The organism is Arthrobacter globiformis, from assembly GCF_046536215.2.
Taxonomy (GTDB): domain Bacteria; phylum Actinomycetota; class Actinomycetes; order Actinomycetales; family Micrococcaceae; genus Arthrobacter; species Arthrobacter globiformis_E.
The window spans coordinates 124806-148608 of record NZ_JAWMWD020000002.1 but is presented as its reverse complement, the minus strand read 5'-3'; the positions used below and the strand labels follow the sequence as shown (position 1 = coordinate 148608).

At 59.8% G+C, this 23803-nt stretch carries 25 protein-coding genes and 1 pseudogene; 17 read left to right on the top strand and 9 right to left on the bottom strand.

Features of this window, described 5'->3' with window-relative positions; all coding sequences use genetic code 11:
• Positions 1–62: 62 nt before the first annotated feature.
• The 5 genes from R5O87_RS23580 to R5O87_RS23560 all read right to left on the bottom strand — a co-directional run bounded on the left by R5O87_RS23580 (position 63) and on the right by R5O87_RS23560 (position 4425).
• A complete protein-coding gene (locus R5O87_RS23580) occupies positions 63–776 on the bottom strand; it encodes a type 1 glutamine amidotransferase (protein ID WP_410554609.1) in 714 nt (237 codons plus the stop codon).
• Positions 773–1540, bottom strand: coding sequence for a gamma-glutamyl-gamma-aminobutyrate hydrolase family protein (locus R5O87_RS23575; protein WP_410554608.1), 768 nt, complete (start codon positions 1538–1540; stop codon positions 773–775). The genes R5O87_RS23580 and R5O87_RS23575 overlap by 4 nt, the downstream gene beginning before the upstream one ends.
• On the bottom strand, positions 1537–2469 hold the full coding sequence (locus R5O87_RS23570; RefSeq protein WP_410554607.1) for an alpha/beta fold hydrolase: 933 nt from the start codon (positions 2467–2469) through the stop codon (positions 1537–1539). The genes R5O87_RS23575 and R5O87_RS23570 overlap by 4 nt, the downstream gene beginning before the upstream one ends.
• A gap of 648 nt (positions 2470–3117) precedes the next feature.
• Positions 3118–3546 (bottom strand): ester cyclase, encoded by a 429-nt coding sequence (locus tag R5O87_RS23565; RefSeq protein WP_410554606.1) that lies wholly within the window; start codon positions 3544–3546, stop codon positions 3118–3120.
• Between the two features lie 612 nt (positions 3547–4158).
• Complete coding sequence (locus tag R5O87_RS23560; protein ID WP_410554605.1) at positions 4159–4425, bottom strand: metal-sensitive transcriptional regulator; 267 nt, start codon at positions 4423–4425, stop codon at positions 4159–4161.
• 255 nt (positions 4426–4680) lie between these two features.
• On the opposite strand from R5O87_RS23560, the gene R5O87_RS23555 reads away from it, so the two are divergent.
• From R5O87_RS23555 to R5O87_RS23520, 8 genes and pseudogenes are all read left to right on the top strand, one after another.
• Complete coding sequence (locus tag R5O87_RS23555; protein WP_410554604.1) at positions 4681–5454, top strand: MBL fold metallo-hydrolase; 774 nt, start codon at positions 4681–4683, stop codon at positions 5452–5454.
• 39 nt (positions 5455–5493) lie between these two features.
• The gene (locus R5O87_RS23550) at positions 5494–5901 is read left to right on the top strand and encodes an ester cyclase (protein WP_410554603.1); all 408 of its coding nucleotides are present in this window, start codon (positions 5494–5496) and stop codon (positions 5899–5901) included.
• Between the two features lie 321 nt (positions 5902–6222).
• The gene (locus R5O87_RS23545; protein ID WP_410554602.1) at positions 6223–6483 is read left to right on the top strand and encodes a hypothetical protein; all 261 of its coding nucleotides are present in this window, start codon (positions 6223–6225) and stop codon (positions 6481–6483) included.
• Positions 6484–6968: 485 nt separating this feature from the next.
• On the top strand, positions 6969–7910 hold the full coding sequence (locus R5O87_RS23540) for an AraC-like ligand-binding domain-containing protein (RefSeq protein WP_410554601.1): 942 nt from the start codon (positions 6969–6971) through the stop codon (positions 7908–7910).
• A gap of 160 nt (positions 7911–8070) precedes the next feature.
• Entirely contained in the window at positions 8071–9150 is a 1080-nt protein-coding gene (locus R5O87_RS23535; protein ID WP_410554600.1) for a carbon-nitrogen hydrolase family protein, read from the top strand.
• Positions 9151–9611: 461 nt separating this feature from the next.
• Positions 9612–9875: a hypothetical protein gene (locus R5O87_RS23530; RefSeq protein ID WP_410554599.1), complete on the top strand. Its 264-nt coding sequence runs from the start codon at positions 9612–9614 to the stop codon at positions 9873–9875.
• 251 nt (positions 9876–10126) lie between these two features.
• Positions 10127–10561, top strand: a pseudogene (locus R5O87_RS23525) (recombinase family protein).
• A complete protein-coding gene (locus R5O87_RS23520) occupies positions 10558–10689 on the top strand; it encodes a helix-turn-helix domain-containing protein (RefSeq protein WP_410554597.1) in 132 nt (43 codons plus the stop codon). Before R5O87_RS23525 ends, R5O87_RS23520 begins: the two are co-directional and overlap by 4 nt.
• 185 nt (positions 10690–10874) lie before the next feature.
• Here the strand turns inward: R5O87_RS23520 and R5O87_RS23515 are convergent, their stop codons facing one another.
• Complete coding sequence (locus R5O87_RS23515) at positions 10875–11009, bottom strand: hypothetical protein (RefSeq protein ID WP_410554759.1); 135 nt, start codon at positions 11007–11009, stop codon at positions 10875–10877.
• Positions 11010–11126: 117 nt separating this feature from the next.
• The gene (locus R5O87_RS23510) at positions 11127–12719 is read right to left on the bottom strand and encodes an IclR family transcriptional regulator (RefSeq protein ID WP_410554596.1); all 1593 of its coding nucleotides are present in this window, start codon (positions 12717–12719) and stop codon (positions 11127–11129) included.
• A gap of 157 nt (positions 12720–12876) precedes the next feature.
• Between R5O87_RS23510 and R5O87_RS23505 the strand changes: the two genes are divergently transcribed.
• From R5O87_RS23505 to R5O87_RS23485, 5 genes are all read left to right on the top strand, one after another.
• The gene (locus R5O87_RS23505) at positions 12877–14190 is read left to right on the top strand and encodes an MFS transporter (protein WP_410554595.1); all 1314 of its coding nucleotides are present in this window, start codon (positions 12877–12879) and stop codon (positions 14188–14190) included.
• A gap of 9 nt (positions 14191–14199) precedes the next feature.
• On the top strand, positions 14200–15189 hold the full coding sequence (locus R5O87_RS23500; RefSeq protein ID WP_410554594.1) for a hydroxyacid dehydrogenase: 990 nt from the start codon (positions 14200–14202) through the stop codon (positions 15187–15189).
• Positions 15190–15206: 17 nt separating this feature from the next.
• Entirely contained in the window at positions 15207–15848 is a 642-nt protein-coding gene (locus R5O87_RS23495) for an RraA family protein (protein WP_410554593.1), read from the top strand.
• Between the two features lie 85 nt (positions 15849–15933).
• Positions 15934–16227, top strand: coding sequence for a hypothetical protein (locus tag R5O87_RS23490; protein WP_410554592.1), 294 nt, complete (start codon positions 15934–15936; stop codon positions 16225–16227).
• 1112 nt (positions 16228–17339) lie between these two features.
• Entirely contained in the window at positions 17340–17579 is a 240-nt protein-coding gene (locus R5O87_RS23485) for a hypothetical protein (RefSeq protein WP_410554591.1), read from the top strand.
• Positions 17580–18010: 431 nt separating this feature from the next.
• Here R5O87_RS23485 and R5O87_RS23480 read toward each other — a convergent pair whose 3' ends face one another.
• Positions 18011–18193 carry a helix-turn-helix transcriptional regulator gene (locus tag R5O87_RS23480; RefSeq protein ID WP_462836457.1) on the bottom strand — a complete coding sequence of 61 codons (183 nt, stop codon included), beginning with the start codon at positions 18191–18193 and terminating at the stop codon, positions 18011–18013.
• A 700-nt stretch (positions 18194–18893) separates the two neighbouring features.
• Here R5O87_RS23480 and R5O87_RS23475 point away from each other — a divergent pair.
• From R5O87_RS23475 to R5O87_RS23460, 4 genes are all read left to right on the top strand, one after another.
• Positions 18894–20042 carry a glutathione-independent formaldehyde dehydrogenase gene (locus tag R5O87_RS23475; protein ID WP_410554589.1) on the top strand — a complete coding sequence of 383 codons (1149 nt, stop codon included), beginning with the start codon at positions 18894–18896 and terminating at the stop codon, positions 20040–20042.
• 59 nt (positions 20043–20101) lie between these two features.
• Positions 20102–21250 carry a zinc-dependent alcohol dehydrogenase gene (locus R5O87_RS23470; RefSeq protein WP_410554588.1) on the top strand — a complete coding sequence of 383 codons (1149 nt, stop codon included), beginning with the start codon at positions 20102–20104 and terminating at the stop codon, positions 21248–21250.
• Positions 21251–21264: 14 nt separating this feature from the next.
• Positions 21265–21870 carry a hypothetical protein gene (locus R5O87_RS23465; protein ID WP_410554587.1) on the top strand — a complete coding sequence of 202 codons (606 nt, stop codon included), beginning with the start codon at positions 21265–21267 and terminating at the stop codon, positions 21868–21870.
• Between the two features lie 366 nt (positions 21871–22236).
• Positions 22237–22866: a DUF1345 domain-containing protein gene (locus R5O87_RS23460; protein ID WP_410554586.1), complete on the top strand. Its 630-nt coding sequence runs from the start codon at positions 22237–22239 to the stop codon at positions 22864–22866.
• 344 nt (positions 22867–23210) lie between these two features.
• Here R5O87_RS23460 and R5O87_RS23455 read toward each other — a convergent pair whose 3' ends face one another.
• A complete protein-coding gene (locus R5O87_RS23455) occupies positions 23211–23591 on the bottom strand; it encodes a DUF7793 family protein (RefSeq protein WP_410554585.1) in 381 nt (126 codons plus the stop codon).
• Positions 23592–23803: the final 212 nt, after the last annotated feature.

Here is a 23803-nt window from a genome sequence, read left to right as displayed (position 1 = left end):
TGCCAATGGTTGAGTTCCGGTGGCTAGAACCAGAGGGGGCGTTATTGAAGGTTGGATTCCGCTCAGCGGTGGGCTTCCTTCACCACGCGCCCAAATGCCTTCGCGACAGCCTGTCCGTGACTCCGCAGCACCTCTTCAAGCTCTGTCACTTTGCGTCGGGTTCGGGCGCGCTCTTCGGTGGGCAGCCCGTCGACGTCGCGGTCCATCCAGGACAGGAAGCGCTCTGGTACTGCTTCAGGGTGGCTTTGGATACCCCAAGCGTAGGAACCGACGCGGAACAACTGGTTCGGGAATTCGGTGGTTCCACCCAATCGAACGGCGTTCGGTGGCAGCGCCGTGACCTCGTCATAGTGGTAGCTGAAACCCTGATAGGGCGCCGGCAGCTGAGCGGCGAGTGCATCGTCAGAGGCGGTGTCCGTCAATTCCACCTCAACGATTCCGATCTCGGGGCCACGAGGGCTGCGTTGAACTTCGCCTCCGGCCGCGACTGCCAAGAGTTGTGCACCCAGGCAAATTCCTAAGAGCGGAGTTTCCCGGCTAACCATCTCGCTGATTAGTTCGCGCAGCGGAGGCAGCCACGGCACCTGCTCATCGTCGTATGCCCCTGGTTGTCCTCCCAGGACAATAAGGGCCTCCAGGGACTCTCCATCCGGCAGGGGGTCGCCTGCGTATGGCCGGTGAACCACCACGTCGAAGTTTTGATCCTCAAACCAGTGGACCATCCTTCCCAGAGGGGCTCCGGGCTCATGTTCTACCACGTCTATGCGATGGATCACGAAGCCGAACCTCCGGTCCGGGAAGCGGAGGCAGATACGGCTAGGTCACGTGCGGAGGTTCTGCAATGTTCGACAAATGCGCCGAATAGCAACGACCCCTGAGCCTCCTCCGGATGCCATTGGACACCTTGAACCATGCCATGGCCTTCCATCTCAACCGCTTCGACGACACCGTCCTCTGCCCAAGCGGTCGCCCTTAACCCATTTCCCAGAACCCGAATGGCCTGATGGTGATGGCAACTTACCGAGTTAGTTTCCCCCAGAGCTGAATCCAGCCAGCTGCCTTTCTTTATTTGGACCCGCCGGGGGGCAAAGGCCCCATTCGCCCCGTGATGCAGTTTTTCGAGGTCATCAGGAATGTGTTGATCGAGCGTGCCCCCACACCAAACGTTGAGAAGCTGAGCTCCCCGACAGATGCCCAGCACAGGCGTTCCTGCAGACACGGCCGCAGCGAGCAAGGCGATCTCGGTGGCATCCCGGTTCCGACGTGGTTCGCCTGCAGCAGGGTGTCGGGGCTGATTGTAAAGCCCGGAGTCCACGTCCGGTCCGCCGCTAATGATGAGCGCATCAAGCCGGGAAAGCGAGTCCAGGACGGCGTCCGGCCTGGATGGAATCAGAAGGGGAGAGCCTCCGGCGTCCGCCACTGCGTCGGCATAGGCGGTTGGCAGCACATCAGCGTCCCTATTCCAGTAGGACCACTGAGTTCGCTCTCTGTACGCCGTGATGCCGATGACAGGACGACTTTCGACACGTGCACCACTCATGCTTTGAGGAATTCGATAATGACTTGGTCGTGCTCCTCTGGCTTCTCCCATTGCGGCCAATGCCCGCTGTCGCGCATCAAGTAGAACGAAGCGTTAGGGATCTTTGTGGCGACATACTCACCGAAGTCTGGTCCCTCCCATGGGTTACCGTCAGTCCAGAAAACCAGAGTTTCCGGTTTGAAGTTCGCCAAATCCGCTTCTGTATATAGGTCTGTCCACGTCCAGTCTCTGCCGATCCGGTAGACGTTGCGCATGGCGGCATTGACTTCCGGATCCGCGTAGAGACGGAGGCGAAGTCGAACCATTTCATCGGTCATGCGATCGGGTTCGGCGACTAGCCATTCCAATCGTTTCTGCATCGTCTTGTAGTCAGGTTCGAGAAGAGTCTTTACAGAGAGCTGCTTCAGCTCCTCGAGGCTTCGTGGAGGCGGCGCGAAATCAGTCTTCTCCAGTTTTACGTTCCCGAAGCCAGTATTCAGAATAAGTTTGCCGGCCCTCTCGGGATACATCAGCCCGAAGTGGCAGGCGATGGAAGCGCCCATCGATTCACCTTCAACGTGGGCCCAATCGTGCCCGAGCGCGTCGAGGAGGTCTACCAGGGCCTCTACCTGCAGACGATACCGCTCGTTATCGTCGTAGGGCTCCTTGTCCGTGTAGCCGTGGTAGAGGGCGTCCACCGCATAGACGTGGAACCCGTTTGCGGCTAAGTTTTGAAGGTTTCGAGCGTAGGTCTCCGCGTGGCCGCCGATTCCATGTAGGAGGATTAGCGGCTCTCCGTCCTGGCCGGCCTCGATGACTCGGTGACGCCACCTCTCTCCCTGGACGAATCGGGTCTGTGTACCCAGGAGTTCCACGGAGATCGGGTCCCACTCTGATAGCGGCTTGCATGTCACAGGCTCGCGGAGTTCGAATCGTTTCGCCTTCAGCATTAGGCCATTCCCTTTTGTCGTCGTATAGGGCCGGCTGGATAACCGCAACCGGCGGTCTTTGATCCCACCGGTTGCTGACTTCTGAGTCGCCTGGCTTAGCCAGAATGGCGGGTGCAATTACCATCCGTGCAGATCGCCGGGATAAGCAACCACCATGTTCTAGCCCTTGGAACTTCCACTTCAGCGAGACCTTGCGGGCACTATGTAGCACGCGCCAATCCGGGTCAGCGATCTAAAATATCGGCCGTGGTTCGCGCAGATGGATAGGGTGCCTGCACGATGGCGGCGGAGGTGGCCGGAGGTGACACCTGGAGCCGATGAAGGGTAGGACGACAACGGATGAAGGTACCGAACGCGGCCGCGGTTGTCGCCGCATCGGTATTTGGAGCGATGCCTGGCTTCGTCGAGATACTCCAAGGCCTCAGTATGGTGATGTCAGTTCGGGCCGTCACCGCCGCAGACGTCTAGCGGCCGCCGTGAGGGACGAGCTGTGATCCAAAAGCCGGAACCAGGCAGCCGAATTGCGAGCGAAATGAACCGAAGCTCCCGGTCTAAGCGCTGACAGGCGCTTCGATTCATTGGGACAATTGAACTTTACGTCGGCCCGATGCCGGAAGAGGCTCGGTGTACCGGCGTTACAGGGGCTTGTTATCCCCAATATCCCAGTCGGTCGGAGCCGACACTAAGCTGCTCGATGTGGTCGAGGCGGTCATAGTGAGCCCGCTTCTCGATCACTTTTCCGTCGGCGATGGTAAAGAGGTTGAACATCGACATTCTAAGATGGGCACCTCGGGGCGGAACACCATAAAACTCACGGCTCTGGTCACCTTCAAATTCGACATAAGCCGCGACCTGGTCACCTTCCGCTACGGTTTTTACCCGCATGCGGAAGCCCCTAAACGCGTCGAGGTGCTTCTTCTCGGCAGCAATGAATCCAGCGGCGCCCGGACGGGCGGTATCGATCTGGTTATAGAAGACAAATTCTTCGTGGCACATGTCAGCTACCGCTTCGTAATTCCCTTCTTCGAGTGCCTGATAGAAGCGGTGGACGATTTCCTTGTTCTTTTCGATACCCATGTGAATCTCCTTTTCTGGTTCCTGCAATCAGGATGAGGGATGGGGTCAGGCGTGGCTGAGGGCTGCGGCATGTGCTTTGTCCGGTGGTGCGACCTTGTAGCCGAGCTTGCCTTAGACTTTGCCGTAGGCGGCCACTTCGAGGCCGTTTCGTCGGCCGAGTTCGTAACGTCGGAGACTTGCGTATTGGCTTCAGCCCCGTTGCCGCGCCTCACGTCATGCATGAGCGAAGTGAGATAGTTACCGTCCACTGTCCGGACGGCCTCGAACATTTCCGCCACCGGGCCCCTTCAATCGGCATGCCGGCAGCGGTCGCGATACTAAGAATCTCGTTTCGGACCTCAATCATGAAGTTCATTGATTCTGAGCTTTCACGTACCCCCCCAGCATCGGTGTCGAAGTGGACTTCTACGGCTGAGAGCGTGGATACGCGAACAAATTTCTGAAGTTCACTTGGCAGCATGTTCTGGGAGGTCTCGCACTCAAGCCAAGTCCGGGACACCGATACCCCCGTAGCGGCGGACACTTCAACCCGGGCCACGGATAGTGCGGATGACTGCACTCAGCCTCGTAAACCTCGCAGAAATCCAAGCGCCGGCCAACCTGGTATTGCTCTCAGGCCAGCGAAAGAAACAGCTTCTCGAGTTCCTTGAGGTCGTCTTCCGTAGCGGGATGTTCTGCGTCCTGCAAGTGGTACTGAAGTGCTTTTGAGATAATGGCGAACCCGGCACGATCGAGTGCGCGGGAGACAGTTGCCAGGTTGTGTACAGCAACCCGGCACTCTTGACCGCTTTCGATGGACTTGATAACAGCATCCAGTTGGCCTCGGGCTCGCTTGAGGCGGTTCAGGACGGGGTGCATTTCCGCGGGGTCTAGCTGCATGTTTTCCTCCTGGAACTTTTCTACATTCCAAATGTACCCCCCGGGTATCTTGCATACCCCATGGGTATCTGCCATTATGAAGCTGACTTCAAGGGCACCAGGCGTTGCGCGAAACAGCTCAGCCAAAACAGCCTGACGATGCCGCCCTCCCACCCTGAGGTGTCTTGACGGGGATCCGAATGGGAGGCTCGTTATCAGCGTTTGGTTCACTGGTGCCTCTAGTCATCCCAGCACCCATACCTGAAGGAGAAAAAGTTGTCTCTTGAAATTACGCTAGTCGGGGGCCCCACTGCAGTTCTCGATATCAACGGTTTCCGCATCGTCATCGACCCGACATTCGACGAGCCGCAGTCTTATCGACCAGAAGGCTCTCCCGTTACGATGGTGAAAACCGCCGGGCCCGCATTCACTCCGGAGGAACTGGGACCCGTCCACTTGGTCCTCGCCTCCCACGAGCACGAGGACAACTTGGACCATTCTGGACGTGCGTTCCTGGCAGCAGCGGATAAAGGGCTGACCACGCCAGAAGCCGCTGCAAAATTTGGCGACAATGTAGCGAGCCTGGAACCCTACGAGTCCGTGGAAGTGCCCATGACGGATGGCAAGAACCTTACTGTAACTGGCGTTCCGGCCCTTCACGGCCCCGACGGCGTGTGGCAGATTGCCGGCCCGGTAACGGGGTGGGTCCTCTCAGGTGAAGGTATCCCCACTATTTATGTGAGCGGGGACAATTCATGGCTCGAACTCGTTGAGGAGATCGGACGCAAGTGCGGCCCGATTGATGTCGCAGTCCTTTTCGTCGGCGGCGCACGCTTCGAGGAACTGGGCGGGGTCTACCTGACGCTCAGCAACGAAGACGCGCTACAGGCAGCTGGGATTCTCAGTGACGCTACCATTGTCCCCGTCCATGCCGACTCTTGGGAGCACTTCTCGCAGACATCCGCAGAGTTGAAGCAGATGTTTGATGAAGAAGGCCTCGGGCACCGGATCGTTGTCCTTGAGCCAGGACAAAAGGCCAGGGTTAAGTAGCCGAACTCCAACTCCCACAAACCAAGAAGGGGCAAACGAATGACTCTGGAAGAAAACAAAAACCTCGTTCTCGACTTTTATGATGCATTGAAACGTGAAGACTACGATGCGGCCGCCCAGATGTGCCATGAGGACTTTGTCTTCTATAACCAGGTGGACACTCCCCATCAGGGCATCGAAGGCTTCGTGGCAGCGGAGAAAAAGAATCTTGACGCTTTTGAAGGCTACCGAATGGCGATAGAGACGACGGCGGAGGAAGACCGCGTCGTGGCATACATAGTATTTGAAGGCAACCAGAGCATGGAGATTTACGGAATTCCTCCCGCCGGGGCCAGCCTTCGCATGTCTATGTGCAATTTCTTCCGCATCAACGAGGGCAAGATCATTGAGAAGCGGGCGCATTTCGACCGCCTCGACCACATCGAGCAACTCCGTAAAACTAGTTGATCATTGCTCGATTTCCTTCGGAACTAGCCGGTGTCTGCGCCGGTGACTGCGAGGCTCAGGAGCGGTAGGTAAGCCAGTTGCTTGCGGAAATTTGGTCGGCAACCCGGGTGACACGGTTACAGGCGACCACGACGTCGTCGTCGTCATTCCGCAGTCGGAAGCCGTGGAGATGCTCCATCGAGTACCGCATCAGGAAGACGTTGAACGGCAGAATCGGGACCGGGTGAAGGCGGCCGCGGCTACCTAAGGAAGGCCTGTGGCCGCCACCTTATCCGGTGGCGGCCACAGTCCTACCCACTTAACAGGAAGACAAGAGACTGCATGAAAACGCAGGATTACCCCCTTTGGGAATTGCTCGCCGGCGCCCTCGTCGAAGTCCGTCAGAACGGAACGGTCGTAAGAACGGGCTTGGTCGAACAGGTTATGCCCGATGGCTCCGCCTTTTGGATGGCATCCCACGGGGCACACCCCCGCCGGATGTTCGAGAAAGCAGAAGGTTTCACCGTGTGCGTTGACCTCAAAGAACTCGATGGCGCCCAGAGCTACCGCATGACGGCAGACCAGCTCTTCCCTCTGACGTGAGTACGGTCAGCGACGCCTTGCCGGGACTTGTTGTCCTGCACGCCGGGATGGGCGCGCACATCCCGACGCCAGACCTGTGAAGGGAACCACTAGACGATCAGGTCACACAACCACTGCTCAGCACTTCTGGGGTTCAGACTGAGAAGCCCGTGAGCCGATCGTTCTTGCGGGAATAAGTTCGTCAATCAAGCCCCGGTGGTACTTACAGGACTCCACCACGCGAACAGCTGCCGCTTCACCCAAGGCTGAGATCAGGAGCTGGCCAAAGTCCTCCGGGTGAAGCGTCTCGAATGTCACGTGTTTGTTCAGGAATGCGGAGAACCCGCTGGTCGTACGACCGGCTTGGCAGGTGCAAGCAGTCTTTTTCCTGAGCTGAATGAGCTTAGGGAAAGTACGATCTCCTAGGACGGCAGTTCAGATTCAAAAGCTCATGCAGCCTCTTCGTCGGGCTCGCGATAATGGCTGAGTCGAGAAGGAAACGGATAATGGCAACAGTTGTTCGCACTTCATCTGTTCCGGTGAGGAGCAGGGTTGCGTTCTGGACTGAAAGCGTCTCAGAGGCTTTCGTCAGCCTCGAATGCAGGGCTGGCGCCGGCCATGAAGATATCCAAGGGGAACTTTCCGTCCAGTCGCTGGGCTCTCTGGACCTTGCCCGTGTTCGCGCCACAGCGCAGTCCGTCCACCGCACTCCGACCAGCATCGGTTCATCCGGCGAGGACTTCTACCTCGTGGGCGTGCAAACGGAGGGCTCCTGCACAGTGAGCCAGGCAGGACGATCGGCTGTCATTGAAAACGGAGCTTTCGCCTTGTACGACACGACGCGGCCATATTCCCTTCAGCTGACAGACCACTTTGAACAGCTGGTGCTACGGTTGCCGCGGCGGGGGCTTGAGGCACATCTTCCCAATGCGGAGGGGCTAACGGCGCTGGCAGTCGGGGCCGATCCCGGGGCTGCTCAAATTCTTGTCAAGACAGTGATGATGCTGGCGAACGACATCGAGTTCCTTACTCCGTCCGCGGCCTTGGCTGTTTCCCATGGACTGGAGCATTTGATCGTAGCCGGACTGGGCGGTCTCACCAGCAGGCTGCCTGACAGTGACAGTCAGTCCAGGAAAGATCTCATTCAACGCTACATTTTGGACAACTTGAGAGACGACTCCCTGAACATCGCAGCGATCGCGCAGCAGCTTCACCTCTCGCCGAGCAGCATCCACCGGGCATTCGCCCTCCAAGGGCAAACCGTCATGGGCTGGGTCTGGCAGCAGCGCCTGGAAGGAGTCCGCAAGGAACTGGCCGCGGGCAGCCATAAAGGAACATTGGCCGAGCTGTCCCATTCGTGGGGATTCTCGGACTCGGCACACTTCAGCAGGGCTTTCCGGCGCCAATTTGGGCATCCCCCGTCGTCGCTGCACCGGCCCCCAAGATAACCTCTCCCTACTCCGCAGGTGGCCATCGGGGTTCGCGAGAAAAGCTGACACATTCGGTCAAAGTCCTTGCGATGCAGAGGCAAGACAGGTTTGCACCACCTGCCTAACGTTGAATGTATCCAAGCCGCGGTGACTGAGGTCACAAAAGTAGGAGCTTTCAATGGACCATCCCAAGTTCAAGGCAGCGGCCATCCAGGCCGCACCCGTTTTCCTCAATCTTGACGCCACCATCGACAAGGCAGTCGCCCTCATCGAGGAGGCCTCCAGCAATGGTGCGGAGGTGATTGCTTTCCCCGAGACCTGGCTTCCGGGCTACCCTTGGTACGCTTGGCTGGACGCGCCCGCAGTCTGGCTGGCGAAATTCGGCCAGCGCTACTTCGACAACTCCCTTGAGTACGGCACTCCCCAGGCCGAACGCCTGGCCAAGGCCGCTAAAGACAACAACATCATGGTCGGCATGGGCCTGAGCGAACGAAGTGGCAGTAGCCTCTACATCGCCCAGTGGATCATCGGCAACGACGGAAAAACGATCGCGCAGCGCCGCAAGCTCAAGCCCACGCATGTGGAACGTACCATCTATGGCGAAGGGGACGGTAGCGACCTTTCCGTCTGGGACACGAACCTGGGCAGGGTGGGTGGCTTGTGCTGCTGGGAGCACCTGCAACCGCTCTCCAAATACGCCATGTATGCGCAAAATGAACAACTCCATTTCGCCGCCTGGCCCAGCTTCTCCATCTACGAAGGCGGGGCATATGCGCTCAGCGGCGAAGCTAATGTCTCAGCCTCCCGGGTGTATGCGCTGGAAGGCTCCTGCTACGTCCTGGCTCCCACAGCCATTGTTTCCCAGGAGATGCAGGACGAGATGTGCGAAACCGACCTGCAAAAAGCGCTCCTTAAGACCGGCGGCGGATACAGCCGTATCTTCGGCCCTGACGGCAAACAACTCCACGAATCTCTTCCCACAGACCACGAAGGGATCGTCTACGCAGACATCGACCTTGGAACAATCTCCTTGTCCAAGGCCATCGCAGACCCGGCCGGTCACTACTCACGAGCGGACGCCACCCAACTTGTCCTCAACAAGACCGTCCGTCGCCCGGTCATCGAAACCTCACCGGACGAGCAAGCAACTCGCACCCCTACCGGGAATTCCATGCCGGAACCTGCGCCTGAAGACCGGTCCTGGGAGGCTACATCCGCCGAAATGGAAGGAATCGAGCAGGTTCCACAGACTCTCTAGCTTTTTCTCCTCTTACAGTGGGTGTCCCCGGATATCGGGACCGTCCAAGCCCGCAGCCTCGCGCCACTGGTTGCGCGCAGTCTTGGTTCCAGATCTTAACTGCATCGACGCCAAAAGCCACAGAAGAGGCTGCACCCGAACCAGCCGCCGGCTCTAGGGCGCGAGGAAACAAGTTAGCATGTCTTCAAATTTTGAGCTGGCCCCTCAATCAAAAACGGTGGGACGCCCGGGAACTACACCCTGGTGTTGTCTTCGCCTATGGATGTTCGGACCAGGATGTCCCCGCCCGTATATACATTTCGCCCAGGGTGTCCAGCAGGACACCCTGGGGTGAACCCCAAGCAGGAACCGGACCGAACGATGACTTTTCTGGCATCTCAACGCGCAGACACTCCTCATACCGATGAGCCCAGACCCATAGGTCTCAAGTCATTCTGGCTTCAGTTTTCGAAAGGTCACTAATGCCCCAGCCCTCAACCCAAGCCGAATTCCATTTGGACATTTTTGTCGATAATCCAGAAAACCTAGGTCTGCTCTTGGATCAAGCAGTACAACGGCTGATTCCAGCAGCCCTAGAACGTCGGCAGGGCATTCTCGTTACCCAAGTCTTCCCAGACAAGTACAGCGTTGAAGTCCACGAAGACGTCATTTGTGGTGTGGTCCAAGAAAGACGATCCGGGCCAAATGCACACAAGATTCAGTTGCAGAACACCAGCATGACCTGAAAAGACATCTATGGATCATTCATCGGGAGGTTCTCACGAATGAAGGCACCTAGCGGCGATCAGGTTGTGGAGGGCTCCCTAATCTTCACCCGCTGGCTTTGACGGCGGGCCCCGGACGTGAACAAGTTGGGCGTTTTCCGCCCAGCCAAAGCACAGTCTCATCCACTGCGCCGAGCTAACTTCTCAACCGCATGGCCTACGCAAACAAAGACTAGAACTCACCCTCACAGGCACTCGGGTTGAAGGTTACGGTGCGCGGACAGCGGATCGGGTACGTACCGGTAAGCACGCTGGAGCGGAACGAGAAGCGCCAGCTCGACGGCCAGGTTCTTGACCCGCTCTTCACGGATAAGGCCTCCGGCAGGGACACCTCTAAACCGCAGCTCGCCGAGATGCTTCGCTTCGCCTGTGACGGTGACACCGTGGTGGTGCACAGCATGGACCGCGGGCCAGAAACCTTGATGACCTCCGTGCTCTCGTCCAAGACCTCACCCGCAAAGGTGTCCGCGTTGAGTTCGTAAAGGAGAGCCTGGTCTTCACCGGCGAGGACCCCCATGGCGAACCTGATGCTGTCAGTTATGGATGCTTTCGCAGAGTTCGAAAGTTCCCTGATCAGGGAACGACAGCGTGAGGAAATTGCCCTTGTGAAGCAGCGCGGAGCCTACAAGGGCGGAAGAAGACCTTGATCGCCGAACGGGCAGCCGAGCTCGTGCACCGTGCGGAAAATGGTGTTCCCAAAGCCGTCCTCGCCCACGAGTACGGCCTCAGCCGCGAAACGGTCTACCAGTACCTTCGTCAGGCCAGAGCCATCTAGAACTCCTCCGCAGACAGCCTCACACACGCTCATTTGGAAGCGTCAAGAATGCCAATTCCCCGGCCCACCAGGCTGACAGAACCTCTGTTATCGGCATCCTAAAATAAGTGGAAGCGAAGCTTGGAACAGGCGCTCACGGGTCCTCGCTTGTAGCCCAGGGGAACTCAAGTGGGTCCTCTCCCGACCTATGTGTCGAAGAAGCGACTATACTCTGTGGGCGTCGCGGAGAATCCTGTTGAGAAGTTTTGCCTTTGGGTTACAGCGCTGGCGAAGCCGCATCTGACTGCAACCTGGTCAATCGATAAATCAGTAGTTTCCAGCAGCCCCCGTGCCGCGTCCAGCCGTCGGCTGCGTATCCAGGTCGACTGGTTGTCCCTGTCGAAGTGCGAAAGGCGCGAACGAAGGTTCGGCGGCTCATGTGCGCTTGGGTGGCGCCGTTATCCGGTGATGGTCACCGCTACTCGGGTTTCCTGGGGTTTCGTGGGTTTGGTTTCTTTGTCCGTTGGTGGGGCTTGGGGGTCGGTGGAGAGCAATCGGGTAAGCCGGTGTGCTGTTTGGACGACGGCGGCGACGAGCTCTTCGGCCGGGGTGCCGGCGATGCGGTGGTTGGGGATGGTGGCGGTAACTGACCCCCTGACTGTGCCGTTTGTGAAAAACGGGGCTGCTATTCCGTGTGCGTCGGGGACTCTTTCGCTGTCGGTGGCGGCCCATCCCTGGACGCGTATGTGTTCCAGCTCTTCTGCCGGGATATTGGCTTCACTGCTGGTGGGTGCGGCAGCGGTTCGTGGCAGGTAGGCGAGGATGGCCTTGCCTGCTGCTCCGGCTGTGAGCGGTATTTCGGATCCCTCATCCAAAACGTATCGTACATTGCGGGCGCCCACATGGGACCTTGCAATGTGAGCGCTTCCTCCGTCGGCGTCATAGAGGGCGAGACTGATGGTTTCGCCGGTCTGTTCGCTGAGGGACTGGAGGTCCTCGTCAACGATTTCGGACAATTCGTGGTTCGTGCCGATGGTTGCGGACCAGCGCAGCAGTGTGGGACCAATCGTCCAGGTGCGTTCATTGGACTTTGTCATCAGCCCTACGTCGGAAGCCGATTCGGCCAGACGCCGTGTGGCTACTGATCGTGTCCCCCACAGAGTTGAAAGGTTAGGCAGTGTCAGTTCGGCCAGCGGCTGGCCGCAAAACGTCGTGATAATCGCGACGATCCGGTCTAGGAGAGCGGACGATTCTGCCGGGGGCAACTCTGGGGTTTGTGCTGACGCCTGGATGGAGCGGACTATGCCCTCCAGTTCTTTCGCGGCTTCGCGCAGCGTTTCGGCGCCAGGGGCGATCGAGGATTCCTCGAACTCGTTGCGGGGCCTGGACAGGGAGAGTGAGCCGATGAGGTGATCACTAACGGTGAATGGGACCGCGATGCCTGCAGCGTCCGGTATATGCTGCCCGATGCTGACCACCGCGCCCACGGAGGCGTAGCTCTCCAGCGCCTTTTCGATCCGGCCCCGGCTGTCCATCGAAGCTTCGGTATATGTCTTCAGTTCAGGCGGCAGCCCGGCCGTTCCCCGGCGGGACAGGACAGCCAGGCCCAAAGCGCCGGCATGGGTGGGGACGATGGAGCCTGGGGTGAGTGTGTACCGGACCGGCGCGTCAGGTTCGATCGTTGCCAGCACGAAGCACTCTTCCGGTTTCCCGGTTTCGACTGCCATCAAGGCGGTCGCTCCTGATGCCTGGCTCAAGCGGGAAAGGATGCGGGAACCTTCCGTGAACAGGGGATGGCCCTTCTGAAGTGCTTGCGATAGGACCTTCAGGCGCGGCCCAAGAATGTAAGCGCCGGCGGCATCGCGGGAGACAAAACGTTCGTCCACCAGACGGCTCAGGATGCGGTTGATCGTACTCCTGCTGGCGCGCAGTTCCTCGGCGAGCTCCCGGACGCCCCAGCCGTACCCGCTTCGGCCGATGACGGCCTCGAGGACGGCGACGAGTTCTTTTGAGCCGTCCCGCTGCGCTCCCTGCGGGTCCCGTTCCTCCATAAAGGCAGTATTTCACGCGCAGCAGTCTGCACCCGGATTCCGCGGATAGGGAAGAAGGCCGCTTGACAGTGGCGTGGAGCACATGCATTCTTTAATCAGCGCTCAAATGAGACATCGTCCCATTTTTCTAAATTATCGTAGACAGAGAGGTCTTCGAATGACCATCCCCACATTGGCTGCTCCGGACCTTGCCCGGCGTAAGAAAGCGAAGAAGGCAACCGGCGTCGCCGCCTTCGGCACCTTCATCGAGTACTACGACTTCAGCGTCTACGGCTACGTCGCTGCGACCCTGGCGACCGTGTTCTTCCCCAGCAAGGATCCGCTCATGTCGCTTCTGGACACGTTGCTGGTGTTCGGCTCAGCGTTCGTCGTCCGCCCACTGGGCGCCGTCTTCTTCGGCCGCCTGGGTGACAAAAGGGGACGCCGCTATAGCCTGATCGCCAGCATCACCTGCATGGGCGCTGCAGCTACGCTGACCGGCATCCTGCCCGGCTTCGCACAGATCGGGGTCCTGGCCCCCATCCTCCTGGTGATCCTTCGCATGCTGCAGGGATTCTCCACGGGCGGTGAAATCGGCGGCGCCGCAGCATACATCCGTGAGTGGGCCGAACCGAGCAAGCGCTCCCTCTACGTTTCGATGATTCCGGGCATTGCCCAATTCGGTAAGGGCCTTGCCGCGGGCCTCGCAGCGCTGGCGGCAGCGACCATGCCGGCAGCCGTGATGACTGACTGGGGATGGCGCATCCCGTTCCTGCTCGCCCTGCCCCTGGGCATCATTTGCCTCATCATGCGCCTGAAAATTGAAGACAGCCCCGAATTCACCGCCATCAAGGACAAGGACACGACGGCCGAAAAGCCCTTCCGTGAAGTCCTGACCAAGTACCCGAAGGCTTTGGCCAAGGTAACGACCATTTCCCTCGTCCAGAACCTCGGTACCTACATCGGCACCGTCTTCGTCGCCGTCTACTTCAGTGAAGTCCTGGGCTTCAAAAAGAGCGAAGCAGCAACCATCGTTCTGCTCGCCGTGATATTCGCCGCAGTACTGATCCCCTTCGCCGGACAACTAGGCGACCGCATCGGCGGCCGCAAGGTCCTCCTCTGGTCCTACATCGCCTACGCCGTCATCTCAATTCCATCCTTCGCCCTGATGAACCAGCATTCCTTCGCCCTGGCACTGCTCGGCCTCGGACTCGGCATCATCCCCTACGCCCTCTGCCAGGCCGGGACCTACGGCTCCATGCTCGAGTTCTACCCCACCCGCATCCGCCACACCGGCGTCGCCTTCGGCCACAGCGTCGGAGCTGTCATCGGCGGCGGAGCAGGCCCCTACTTCGCCACCTGGCTCATCGACCAAACCGGCAACACCTTCGTCCCCGCCTTCGTACTGGTTGCCGCCGGGCTCCTCGGACTCCTCGTCGTAGGACTCCTGGTCAAAAAGAACGACGCCACCTCAGAACACCTCTACCGTTAGGCCGCCCCCTTGACCACCATCTACATCTCCGACCCCATCCACCCGGATATCCTCACCGACATCCAAGCCGGCGCCGACGTCCATCTCGGGTATGGACCGAACAAAGTCGACTATCTCAGCGTCAGTGAAACTGTCGATGGCGTGATCCTCCGGGCCGAAAACTTCACCCGCGAGGTCATCGAAGCCTCACCCCGGCTTAAGATCATCGCCCGCCACGGCGTCGGCACGAACAATGTGGACATCGACGCAGCAACTGAACGCAGGGTCTGGGTGACCACCACACCGGGGGCCAACAGCAACGCTGTCGCGGAGCACGTCTTCGCGCTCCTGCTCACCGAAGCCAGGAAGGTATGCACCGCCGCGGACCGTGTCCGGGTCGGTAACTGGTCTGAAAGCAAAGCCGACCTGATCGGGTTTGAACTGTCAGGGCGCACTATCGGCATCATCGGTTTCGGCGCCATCGGCAAACGCGTCGCCGCAATCGCCAAGGGATTTGGGATGCGAATACTTGCCTCCGACCCCGTCGCAACCAGCGCCGATGCCTCAGCATCAGGGGCCGACCTTGTCGAACTGGACACCCTTTACGACGGGGCGGACATCATCACCGTGCACGCGCCGCTGCTGCCGGGCACCCGGCACATGATCGGCGCCCGCGAGCTGGGCATGATGAAAAACACGGCAGTGCTCATCAACACCTCACGAGGCGGGCTGATCGACGAGGACGCCCTCGTGGCTGCTCTCACCGAAGGGCAGATCGCCGGAGCAGCACTCGATGTGCTCGAAGCCGAAAGCATCGACATGAAGGACCCGCTGGCTCACACCCGCGTTCCTCTGAGCAAAGTACCGAACCTCATCCTCACCCCGCACATTGCCGGTCAAACCCAGGAAGCGTTCCTCGAAGCCGGAACGAAATCCTGGCTCGAGGTCAAGGCGGTCCTGGCTGGCAACGCACCATCATTTCCCGTCAACTCCGACGGCCTGCAAAAGCTCGCCGTCTAACCCGATCAAGGAACCACGTGTATATCAACGCCCCGGCAGACAACATCGCCGTCTACCCCGAATGGCCGCGACCCTCCCGGGACATCGTTCAGTCACTCGCCGCCTACCCCCCAGCATTGATCGGAGACGTGCGCAAACGCATGGACATGATGTCCTCCGACATCCGCTGCCTCACCCCCGCAACCCGCCTCGCCGGCACGGTGCTGCCCATCCAGACCTGGGAAGGCGACAACCTCGCCATCCACCGCGGCCTGGACGAGGCAAAACCCGGCGACGTGCTGGTCATCTCCGGTAACGGCGTCACCAACCGGTCCATCTTCGGCGGAATCCTCGCCGAGATCTGCCTGCACAAAGGCGTCGGCGGAGTGATCATCGACGGCGCCGTCAGGGACGTCCAGGAAATGAACGACATGGGCATCGCCGTCTTCGCCCGCGCCGTTGTACCCGCCGGGCCCTCCAAGAACGGGCCAGGCTACGTCGGCAAGCCGATCGCCTGTGGAAACGTTGTCTGCAACCCCGGAGACGTCGTCATCGGCGATCAGGACGGCATCGTAGTCATCCCGCAATCCGAACTCACCGAAACCCTTCAGGCCCTCCCCGGCCAGGAGAACCTCGAGCGACAAATCCGCTCCCGCATAACAGAACACGTCACCCCCTAGAAACACCCGCCCGACTCGAGCAGTGGCGGCGCACCGGGACCCGAGCGCCCCGCCGCCACTGTGCTCCTTAGGCCTCTGGAAAGCAATGACACTAAAGCCGCCAACCGCCCGCAAGCACGCCGAATGGTCCCTCCTGGTCAACGCCCTGGTAGAGATCCGCCACAACGGACAACTAATCAGAACCGGCTTCGTCGAAGACGCCATGCCGGACTCTTCTGCACTCTGGATCGCCGCGGACAACAGAAACTCACGCCAAATGTTCCAGGCGACTGAAGGCCACGAAGTATGGGTTACACCCCAAGAGCTCAGCGGAGATCTCAACTACCGCATGACCAACAGGCATCTATTCAAGACAACACCGCCGACTCGAAACTGGTAAACAAAAGACTTCCGCCGGCGCTCCCCCGAGAGCGGTGGCGTCATAATTGAGAACGCCAGGAACTGGAGTCCTACCAGGACACCGAGTACCCTGTCCGAAAACCGACGCGGTCACCCAAGCACTGCCATGGCTCCAATGCAGACCGAACGGCGATCCACCAAGGAGACAGAAAGGTCGAGCCTGGCGGACATCAAAAAGAGGCAGCCAAGCCGAGCAGGCCGTGCATACCTACCTGCAGGTACAGGAAACCAACCCAACCAACGTGCGTCGCCGACTCAGAGTGGCCGGGAAAATCCTGTGCGAAGCGGGTCAGAAGAAGGTAAGAACGCGGAACTCCGTCACCCCCGTATCCAGCGAACATGGTGCTAACACCGCCTGCAAGGACGTCAAGGGTGCTGGCGCGGAAACGATCATGAACGCTACGGCGCCCACTTCCAGCCGGTAAGGACGTACGGTGCAATCGGGAAGGCGCTGGGCGAGAGGAGCCGGGCCTGCAGGACCGGAATCAAGGAGATGTCCCCGTTTTGAGAAGGTTGTTAGCGGGAGCGCGGGACTTTAGAACCAGAACAATTGGCACGCTGCCCTATGTGGTTCGGCGACGGCGATAATTTTTCAGTCAGCCTGCTTGTCGGCAGCCATCGTCACTTGCAGGACAGCATTCTCGGCTGTTCAACAGGCCACCGTTCCGGGGCGATACACCCAAACTTGACTCACAAGCCTCTGATCAGGGAGGACTTGGCGCCGATGGTTGAGCACCCTCCTGTTCTTCGACGCCCGCCCCCTTCATAGCAGGTGGCATACCCCCACTGACCACCAGATCTAGGTTCATCGGGCTATTTCGCACTCCCCCGGGCCCAAATTCTTCCCCTCCGACTGTCCGGGTGGGATCTAAGAAGGTCGTGAGTCATTGTCAGTGAACCGGAACACCGCACTATTCTGACGGGGCCTCACGAAAGGCCCCGGCATTGCTTAGGCTTATACGGCGCCCAGGCTCGAGAGACACGGACCCCGTCATGAGGGCATCTTCGAATCTCCGCCCGGGGATCCAGCGGTTGGTATCGTGAGAGGGCCGCGTCAATGGCCCCATTCGCGCCAAGGAGTGTGACCGACCCATGCGTGAGGATCGCGTCTCGTACGGTTTTCCCCTTCCGCAGGGCGAAGTGTGCCCTACGGGTTCGTTTGTGCTGTCCTTGGATACGGGCCGGAGCGCACTGAGCCAGAACACAAACGTCAAGACATCAGCTCTTGCCGCCCAGATCGTCGCCGCCGCGGAGAACGGAAGCGTCCATGACATCCTCGGTGCATGGCCGACGAACGCCGCGGGCCAGCACAAGAGCACACCTGGCCAATAACCAGGCCAGGCAAATTAGGCAGACGAACTCCAATCCCACCACGTGTTCATGGAAGCCTTTGCCGTTCCCCCACGCCCGCAATGGTAGTTGTCGGCGTCGTTGGTTCGGGACCGTGGGTGGCGGAGTCCCGCCGCTGCAAGGTAAGGGGCCAACGGCGGGACTTTGAGGCATTGCCTACCACGGACGACAAGTGTTGTCTGGGAGTCCGTGAACCGCGCGCTGCTACACGGCGAAACCACTATGCCTTATTGTCCTCAAGATCGAATCAAGGCCAGCTATAATTCCTCTCCCCAATGGGACCGCGACGGTGCCAAATCTGTTCCTACTGCAAATGAACTCGTGGCAGGCTCACGGTTTGGCAGCGATCAGGCCCTATGCCAGATGGCGCGGTCTGGCGGGCGTCCGTTAGCGACGATGGTTCCCTGCAGGTATCAAAATATTTCCTCCACGGGGCGCCTGAAGTAGCGGGCTATGGTGATGGCCAGAGGAAGGGAGGGGAGGTAGCGTCCAACCTCTATGGATTGGATCGTTTGTCGCGAGACCTTGAGGGCAGCGGCGAGTTCCCCTTGCGACATCCCGGTTGCGATGCGGAGATCGCGCACTTTGTTCTTCACGTCCACCCCCGAGTAAGGGCTGTTTGTGATTGACATGAATAGTGTCATTTTCAGAACCACTCGCGTCAATGGTCCTGCTCACCCTTCCTTGGGTTGTTTTGCGGGTTCGCGCAAGTTTCGGGTGGAACGGCGACCGCGGCCGCCGTCGCCTGCTGCTACCCGCTTGATCGTTCCTTCCAGGGGTGCAGTTGGACGTAGTATCTTGTCCCGCTCGCTTAATAGGCGCAGGGCAGGCCCGGCTTTTGTCATCTACTCGAGACCGGCCGTGCCGTGCTCGAGGGCGGAATACTCATCTGGCAGCCCTGCTCTCCACTTCCCCGTGCCCGTACACCCCGTCCAGATGCTGGCAACTGTGACCGTGAAGTAGACCCCCCGAAATTATTGCGGCCCGCTTCCCCTCGACATCACTTGCTAAGGGTGCTTAGCATTGAGACTCAATCAGTTTCGCTTTTGCATACAGACCTGCAGGTGAAATTTTCGCGGACAGCCTGCAGTCTGCAAGCCTTTGAACCCGCGCACCCGTTCGGATGGATTCGCGGGCAGCATCCTCATTCCCCCCTTCATCGCTGGCTCAGTACGCGTATTTGGGTGACTCCCGCGCCACCATTCCGGAAACCTTCCCGGCAATTTTCTGCGCCCACGCACCGGAAGCTACGGCTACTTAGCCACGATTAGGGGCAAGCAAGAAGAGAGCGGACAAATGAAGGCAGTAGTTTACAAAGGACCGAACGACGTAAGTGTCGAGGAGATCCCCGACGCCAAAATTGAGCACCCCGCGGACGTGCTGGTGCGCATCACTTCAGCGAACATTTGCGGCTCCGACCTCCACATGTATGAAGGCCGCACCAGCTTCGAGCCCGGACGCTCCTTTGGGCACGAGAACCTTGGGGAGGTGGTGGAAGTTGGACCGGCGGTCAGCAAGGTCAAAGTCGGGGAGCGGGTGGTGCTCCCGTTCAACATCTCCTGCGGATTCTGCAAGAACTGCGAACGTGGCTTCACGAACTACTGCCTGACCATGCAGCCCGAACCAAAGCTCGCCGGCGCCGCCTACGGCTTCGCAGACATGGGCCCGTACCAGGGCGGGCAAGCCGAATACCTGCGCGTGCCCTACGGGGACTTTAACTGCCTGCGGCTGGGCGAGGACGCGGCGGAGAAGGAACTCGACTACGTCATGCTCGCGGATATCTTCCCCACGGGCTGGCACGCCACTGAGATGGCCGGGGTATACCCGGGCGACTCCGTGGTCATCTACGGTGCCGGACCGGTAGGTCTGATGGCCGCCTACTCAGCCACCCTCAAAGGCGCCGGAAAAGTCATGGTCGTCGACCGCCACACCGACAGGCTGAAACTGGCGGAACAAATCGGGGCCATCCCTGTCAACGATTCGGAAGTGGACCCTGTCGAGTTCGTCAAGGACCAGACCATGGGCTTCGGCGCCGACCGCGGCTGCGAATGCGTGGGCTACCAGGCACACGATCCCGGCGGAACCGAACATCCCAACATGACCCTGAACCGGCTGGTGGACTCCGTGCGGTTCGTCGGTGGCCTGGGCGTGGTCGGGGTGTTCCTGCCTCAGGACCCGGGCGGCCCGGACAAGCTTGAGCAGCAGGGCCAGGTGGCCTTCGACTACGGCAATTACTGGTTCAAGGGACAGACCATGGGCTCGGGCCAGTGTCCGGTCAAGAAGTACAACCGGGCCCTCCGCGACCTCGTTGCCGCTGGAAAGGCCAGCCCGTCCTTCATCGTCAGCCACGAGCTTCCGCTGGACCAGGCCCCCGAGGGCTACAAGAACTTCGACAGCCGCGAAGACGGCTGGACCAAGGTCGTCCTCCACCCGGCTAGCGCCTGAGAAAGCCGGAGGGGACAAATTTCCATGTTGAAACCAGCATTTTCCAGGACGTGGTACTAATGCGGGCCATGGTCTACCGGGGCCCGTACAAGGTACGGGTCGAAGAAAAAGACATTCCAAAGATTGAGCACCCCAACGACGCAATCGTGCGGGTCAGCAGGGGCGCCATCTGCGGTTCCGACCTGCACCTCTATCACGGCATGATGCCCGATACACGCGTAGGGATGACGTTCGGTCACGAGTTCGTCGGCACCGTTCATGAGGTTGGATCCTCCGTGCAAAACGTGGCAGTCGGGGACCGGGTGATGGTGCCGTTCAACGTCTACTGCGGCTCCTGCTACTTCTGCGCCCGTGGCCTGTACTCCAACTGCCACAACGTCAACCCCAACGCGACGGCGGTGGGGGGCATCTACGGCTACTCCCACACCTGTGGAGGATACGACGGCGGCCAGGCAGAATTCGTGCGCGTCCCCTTTGCTGACGTGGGGCCGTCGAAGATTCCGGACTGGATGGACGAGGAGGACGCCGTCCTGCTCACCGACGCCTGCCCCACCGGCTACTTCGGTGCCCAACTCGGGGACATTGCGGAAGGCGATACCGTAGTGGTGTTCGGCGCAGGCCCCGTGGGCCTGTTCGCGGCCAAGTCCTCCTGGCTGATGGGGGCCGGGCGGGTGATCGTGATCGACCACCTCAATTACCGGTTGGAGAAGGCCCGCACCTTCGCCCATGCCGAGACGTACAACTTCGCGGAGTACGACGACATCGTGGTGCACCTGAAGAAGGAAACCGACTACCTGGGCGCCGACGTCGTCATTGACGCAGTAGGGGCCGAAGCGGACGGAAACTTCTTCCAGCACGTGACCAGCAGCAAGCTGAAGCTGCAGGGCGGCTCCCCCATCGCGCTGAACTGGGCGATTGATTCGGTCCGCAAGGGCGGCACGGTGTCAGTTGTGGGGGCGTACGGGCCGATCTTCAGCGCGGTGAAGTTCGGCGACGCGATGAACAAGGGCCTGACGCTACGGATGAACCAATGCCCGGTGAAGCGCCAGTGGCCGCGCCTGTTCGAGCACATTCGCAACGGCTACCTCAAACCCAGCGACATCGTGACCCACCGGATTCCGCTGGAGCACATCGCAGAGGGTTACCACATGTTCTCCGCAAAGTTGGACAACATCATCAAACCGCTCGTTGTCGCCGGCCAGTCCTGAAGGGACACCGCATCATGACTGATACAGCCACACCCTATATTCCCAACAAGCGCATCCCGCCGAAGTCCGCGGAAGAACTGCGGGCCCAAATCCCGGGCTGGGGTGCTGACCTCGACCCTGCCGACCGGCCCTCCTACCCCCGGGAGCAACCCGGGATCGAGACAGGCGCGCGTTGGGACTTCCCGGAGCGCCAACCGGAGAAATGGCCCCGGGAACGCTCCGTCGAGCACGCCTTCCTGCCCCCGGTCTTCGGTACCTCGACACCGTCCGCCGGGGTGTCGGGGGCCATCCGGCGATACGCCTATAAGTACAGCGAGGGCCGGGCCGCGCACTGGCTGTTATTGATGGGCGCTGACCGGGTGGACGCGGGAGAACACCACCTCAAGTCCCTTGCTACCCTGCGCCCCGACAACCCCATCACCGAAACCGGGGTAGTCAGCGAATTCCGCGGGGGCGGCTTCCGCTCACGGTTCGGGCAAGATCGCGCGGACGTCAACCACCAGTGGATGGATCCGATCATCGTGGCCGGACCATGGGTACTGGCGGCCGCAGGGCTCGCAGCAGCCTATAAAACCTTGCGAAAGGAGCGCACACAATCTGACGCGCGTTCCGCCACATAGGCGGAATGCCACCGGAGCAGCACAACGTGCGCCGCAATTCCTGCCGCGGTGACCTACGCGAAGTGGGCACCGCGGCTGGGGTCTCGTGCCCGCATTGGCCTGCTGACTTGCACCGAACAACGGCGCCAACTCGAATCAAGGTTTCAGGATTCACGAGCAGCCGGAACGCTTCGCCAGCGGCACTATTGCTACAAAAGTCAGGCCAGGACCCACTGGACGACAACTAGCAGCCAGATCTCCCGGTTTCTGCGGATAGAAGGGAATCAGTAGGTCCTGCGATAGTCCGTGATGTTAAGATCCGCTTTGACCCAAACAGCGGACTATCGGCGCGTCACAGTTAATCTTGTCTGAAGGGCAGCTTCTGCAATGTCGCACCTTGATCGCAAGGCTTTAGTTTCGGCCACCATCGGTCTAGTTTTCGCACTTGTTCCGTGGCTGCTCGGTGCTCCGGAACTCGCGCCCTTAATCGGATGGTCTGTAGCTGGCTGCGTCTTCCTGACCTGGTCATGGACAAAGGCATGGCCCGCCGGTCCGGAGGCTACAGGTGAACTCGCCCGCCATGAAGGTCGATCTCGAAGACTCGTTGACTCCCTCATCATCGCCGCGACATTCGTCAGTCTCGTAGCGGTCGTCTTTGCCTTGATCCGCAGCCAGCAGAAAGACTTCATCGGCGTGGCCGCAGCGCTGCTGGCAGCTCTCGGCGTAGTGCTCGCCTGGGCTCTGGTGAACGCTGTCTACGCCTTCAAGTACGCCCGGATGTACTACCACGACGACCGCCATCGCTTCCGCTTCAACCAGGACGAGGAACCGTCTTACAGCGACTTCGCCTACGCAGCATTCTCCATCGGCATGTCATACAACGCGGCCAATGTGAACGAGTCATCCACTCCCTCCCGCAGGATCGCCCTGGGGCACGCCCTGCTCTCCTACTTCTTCGCCACCTTCGTCGTCGCAGTGGCCATCAACCTAGTCGTCAGCCTCGGCCAATCCAACTGACCAGAACACAGGCGGCGTGCGAGTCCTCCCATTACGCGTTGCCCCCCCGACTCTTGCGGCTCAACCGCCGAAACACAGGAGGAATGCGCCCCAGACACGAAGGAATGCAAAACCACGGCCATCACCGGATCGAAGTTGAAGGCCGGCGGCGAGGGGGCGAAGCGACAGCAACATCTCGCCCCAAACTGAAAATCACCATGACTCCATCCCAGGAACCGTCGACGCAGTCGCTAACCATCAACGTGGCTCGTGCAAACTTGCATTCTGCCGACCGCCGGGTCTTTTAACCGCAACAACAAAAAGCTCTGCTCGTAGTGCCTGCCACCAAGAATCCGGAACGACCATTAGAAGCCCGACATAGTAGGTGCCGTCCATTTGGGTGATTCACTGGTCAGCCAAGTCAGCGCCTCGTCCAGTGACGTGAAGAACCGCGTCGGACAGGAATGGGTGTGTCGTGCGGCATAAAAGGCGGCTATGACCTCGTCTACGGGACTGACACCTACGAGGGCCATCCGCGCGAGCGGCCACAGGGCTGCAAAAATCTCTGTGGCGCGGCGATCAATCCACGTCATGCTGGCCATTTCCACCAGCATTGGGAGGGCACGTCCTGCACTCAATTCAGCAGAGCGAGCCTTCAACGCGATCGCTTCGACTGTTGTGACCACTGCGCCGGACGTCCATCGCACATGCAAGTAACCGAGACGGGAGAGATCGACAGTCACCATGCCACGATCTTGCCCAATTAGTTCCACGACCACTCCTCAAACCGTATACACAGGCCCGCCCTTAATGTCAGCAGTCCAGACATCTTAGTCGGAGGTCCCTGGGTCCCTTTACGGAGAGAGCCACTAAAGCCCTATCACCTGACGGCCCATACGGTCTTTACCAATTTGACCTCTTAAATCTCCCGCCGCTACCCGCGGCGGGAGACCTGGCG

Coding starts and splice junctions, on each gene's coding strand:
- R5O87_RS23575 (WP_410554608.1), bottom strand. CDS start 1,540: ATGAGTGGTGCACGTGTCGAAAGTCGTCCTGTCATCGGCATCACGGCG.
- R5O87_RS23570 (WP_410554607.1), bottom strand. CDS start 2,469: ATGCTGAAGGCGAAACGATTCGAACTCCGCGAGCCTGTGACATGCAAG.
- R5O87_RS23565 (WP_410554606.1), bottom strand. CDS start 3,546: ATGGGTATCGAAAAGAACAAGGAAATCGTCCACCGCTTCTATCAGGCA.
- R5O87_RS23560 (WP_410554605.1), bottom strand. CDS start 4,425: ATGCAGCTAGACCCCGCGGAAATGCACCCCGTCCTGAACCGCCTCAAG.
- R5O87_RS23550 (WP_410554603.1), top strand. CDS start 5,494: ATGACTCTGGAAGAAAACAAAAACCTCGTTCTCGACTTTTATGATGCA.
- R5O87_RS23545 (WP_410554602.1), top strand. CDS start 6,223: ATGAAAACGCAGGATTACCCCCTTTGGGAATTGCTCGCCGGCGCCCTC.
- R5O87_RS23540 (WP_410554601.1), top strand. CDS start 6,969: ATGGCAACAGTTGTTCGCACTTCATCTGTTCCGGTGAGGAGCAGGGTT.
- R5O87_RS23535 (WP_410554600.1), top strand. CDS start 8,071: ATGGACCATCCCAAGTTCAAGGCAGCGGCCATCCAGGCCGCACCCGTT.
- R5O87_RS23530 (WP_410554599.1), top strand. CDS start 9,612: ATGCCCCAGCCCTCAACCCAAGCCGAATTCCATTTGGACATTTTTGTC.
- R5O87_RS23510 (WP_410554596.1), bottom strand. CDS start 12,719: ATGGAGGAACGGGACCCGCAGGGAGCGCAGCGGGACGGCTCAAAAGAA.
- R5O87_RS23505 (WP_410554595.1), top strand. CDS start 12,877: ATGACCATCCCCACATTGGCTGCTCCGGACCTTGCCCGGCGTAAGAAA.
- R5O87_RS23490 (WP_410554592.1), top strand. CDS start 15,934: ATGACACTAAAGCCGCCAACCGCCCGCAAGCACGCCGAATGGTCCCTC.
- R5O87_RS23485 (WP_410554591.1), top strand. CDS start 17,340: ATGCGTGAGGATCGCGTCTCGTACGGTTTTCCCCTTCCGCAGGGCGAA.
- R5O87_RS23475 (WP_410554589.1), top strand. CDS start 18,894: ATGAAGGCAGTAGTTTACAAAGGACCGAACGACGTAAGTGTCGAGGAG.
- R5O87_RS23470 (WP_410554588.1), top strand. CDS start 20,102: ATGCGGGCCATGGTCTACCGGGGCCCGTACAAGGTACGGGTCGAAGAA.
- R5O87_RS23465 (WP_410554587.1), top strand. CDS start 21,265: ATGACTGATACAGCCACACCCTATATTCCCAACAAGCGCATCCCGCCG.
- R5O87_RS23460 (WP_410554586.1), top strand. CDS start 22,237: ATGTCGCACCTTGATCGCAAGGCTTTAGTTTCGGCCACCATCGGTCTA.
- R5O87_RS23455 (WP_410554585.1), bottom strand. CDS start 23,591: ATGGTGACTGTCGATCTCTCCCGTCTCGGTTACTTGCATGTGCGATGG.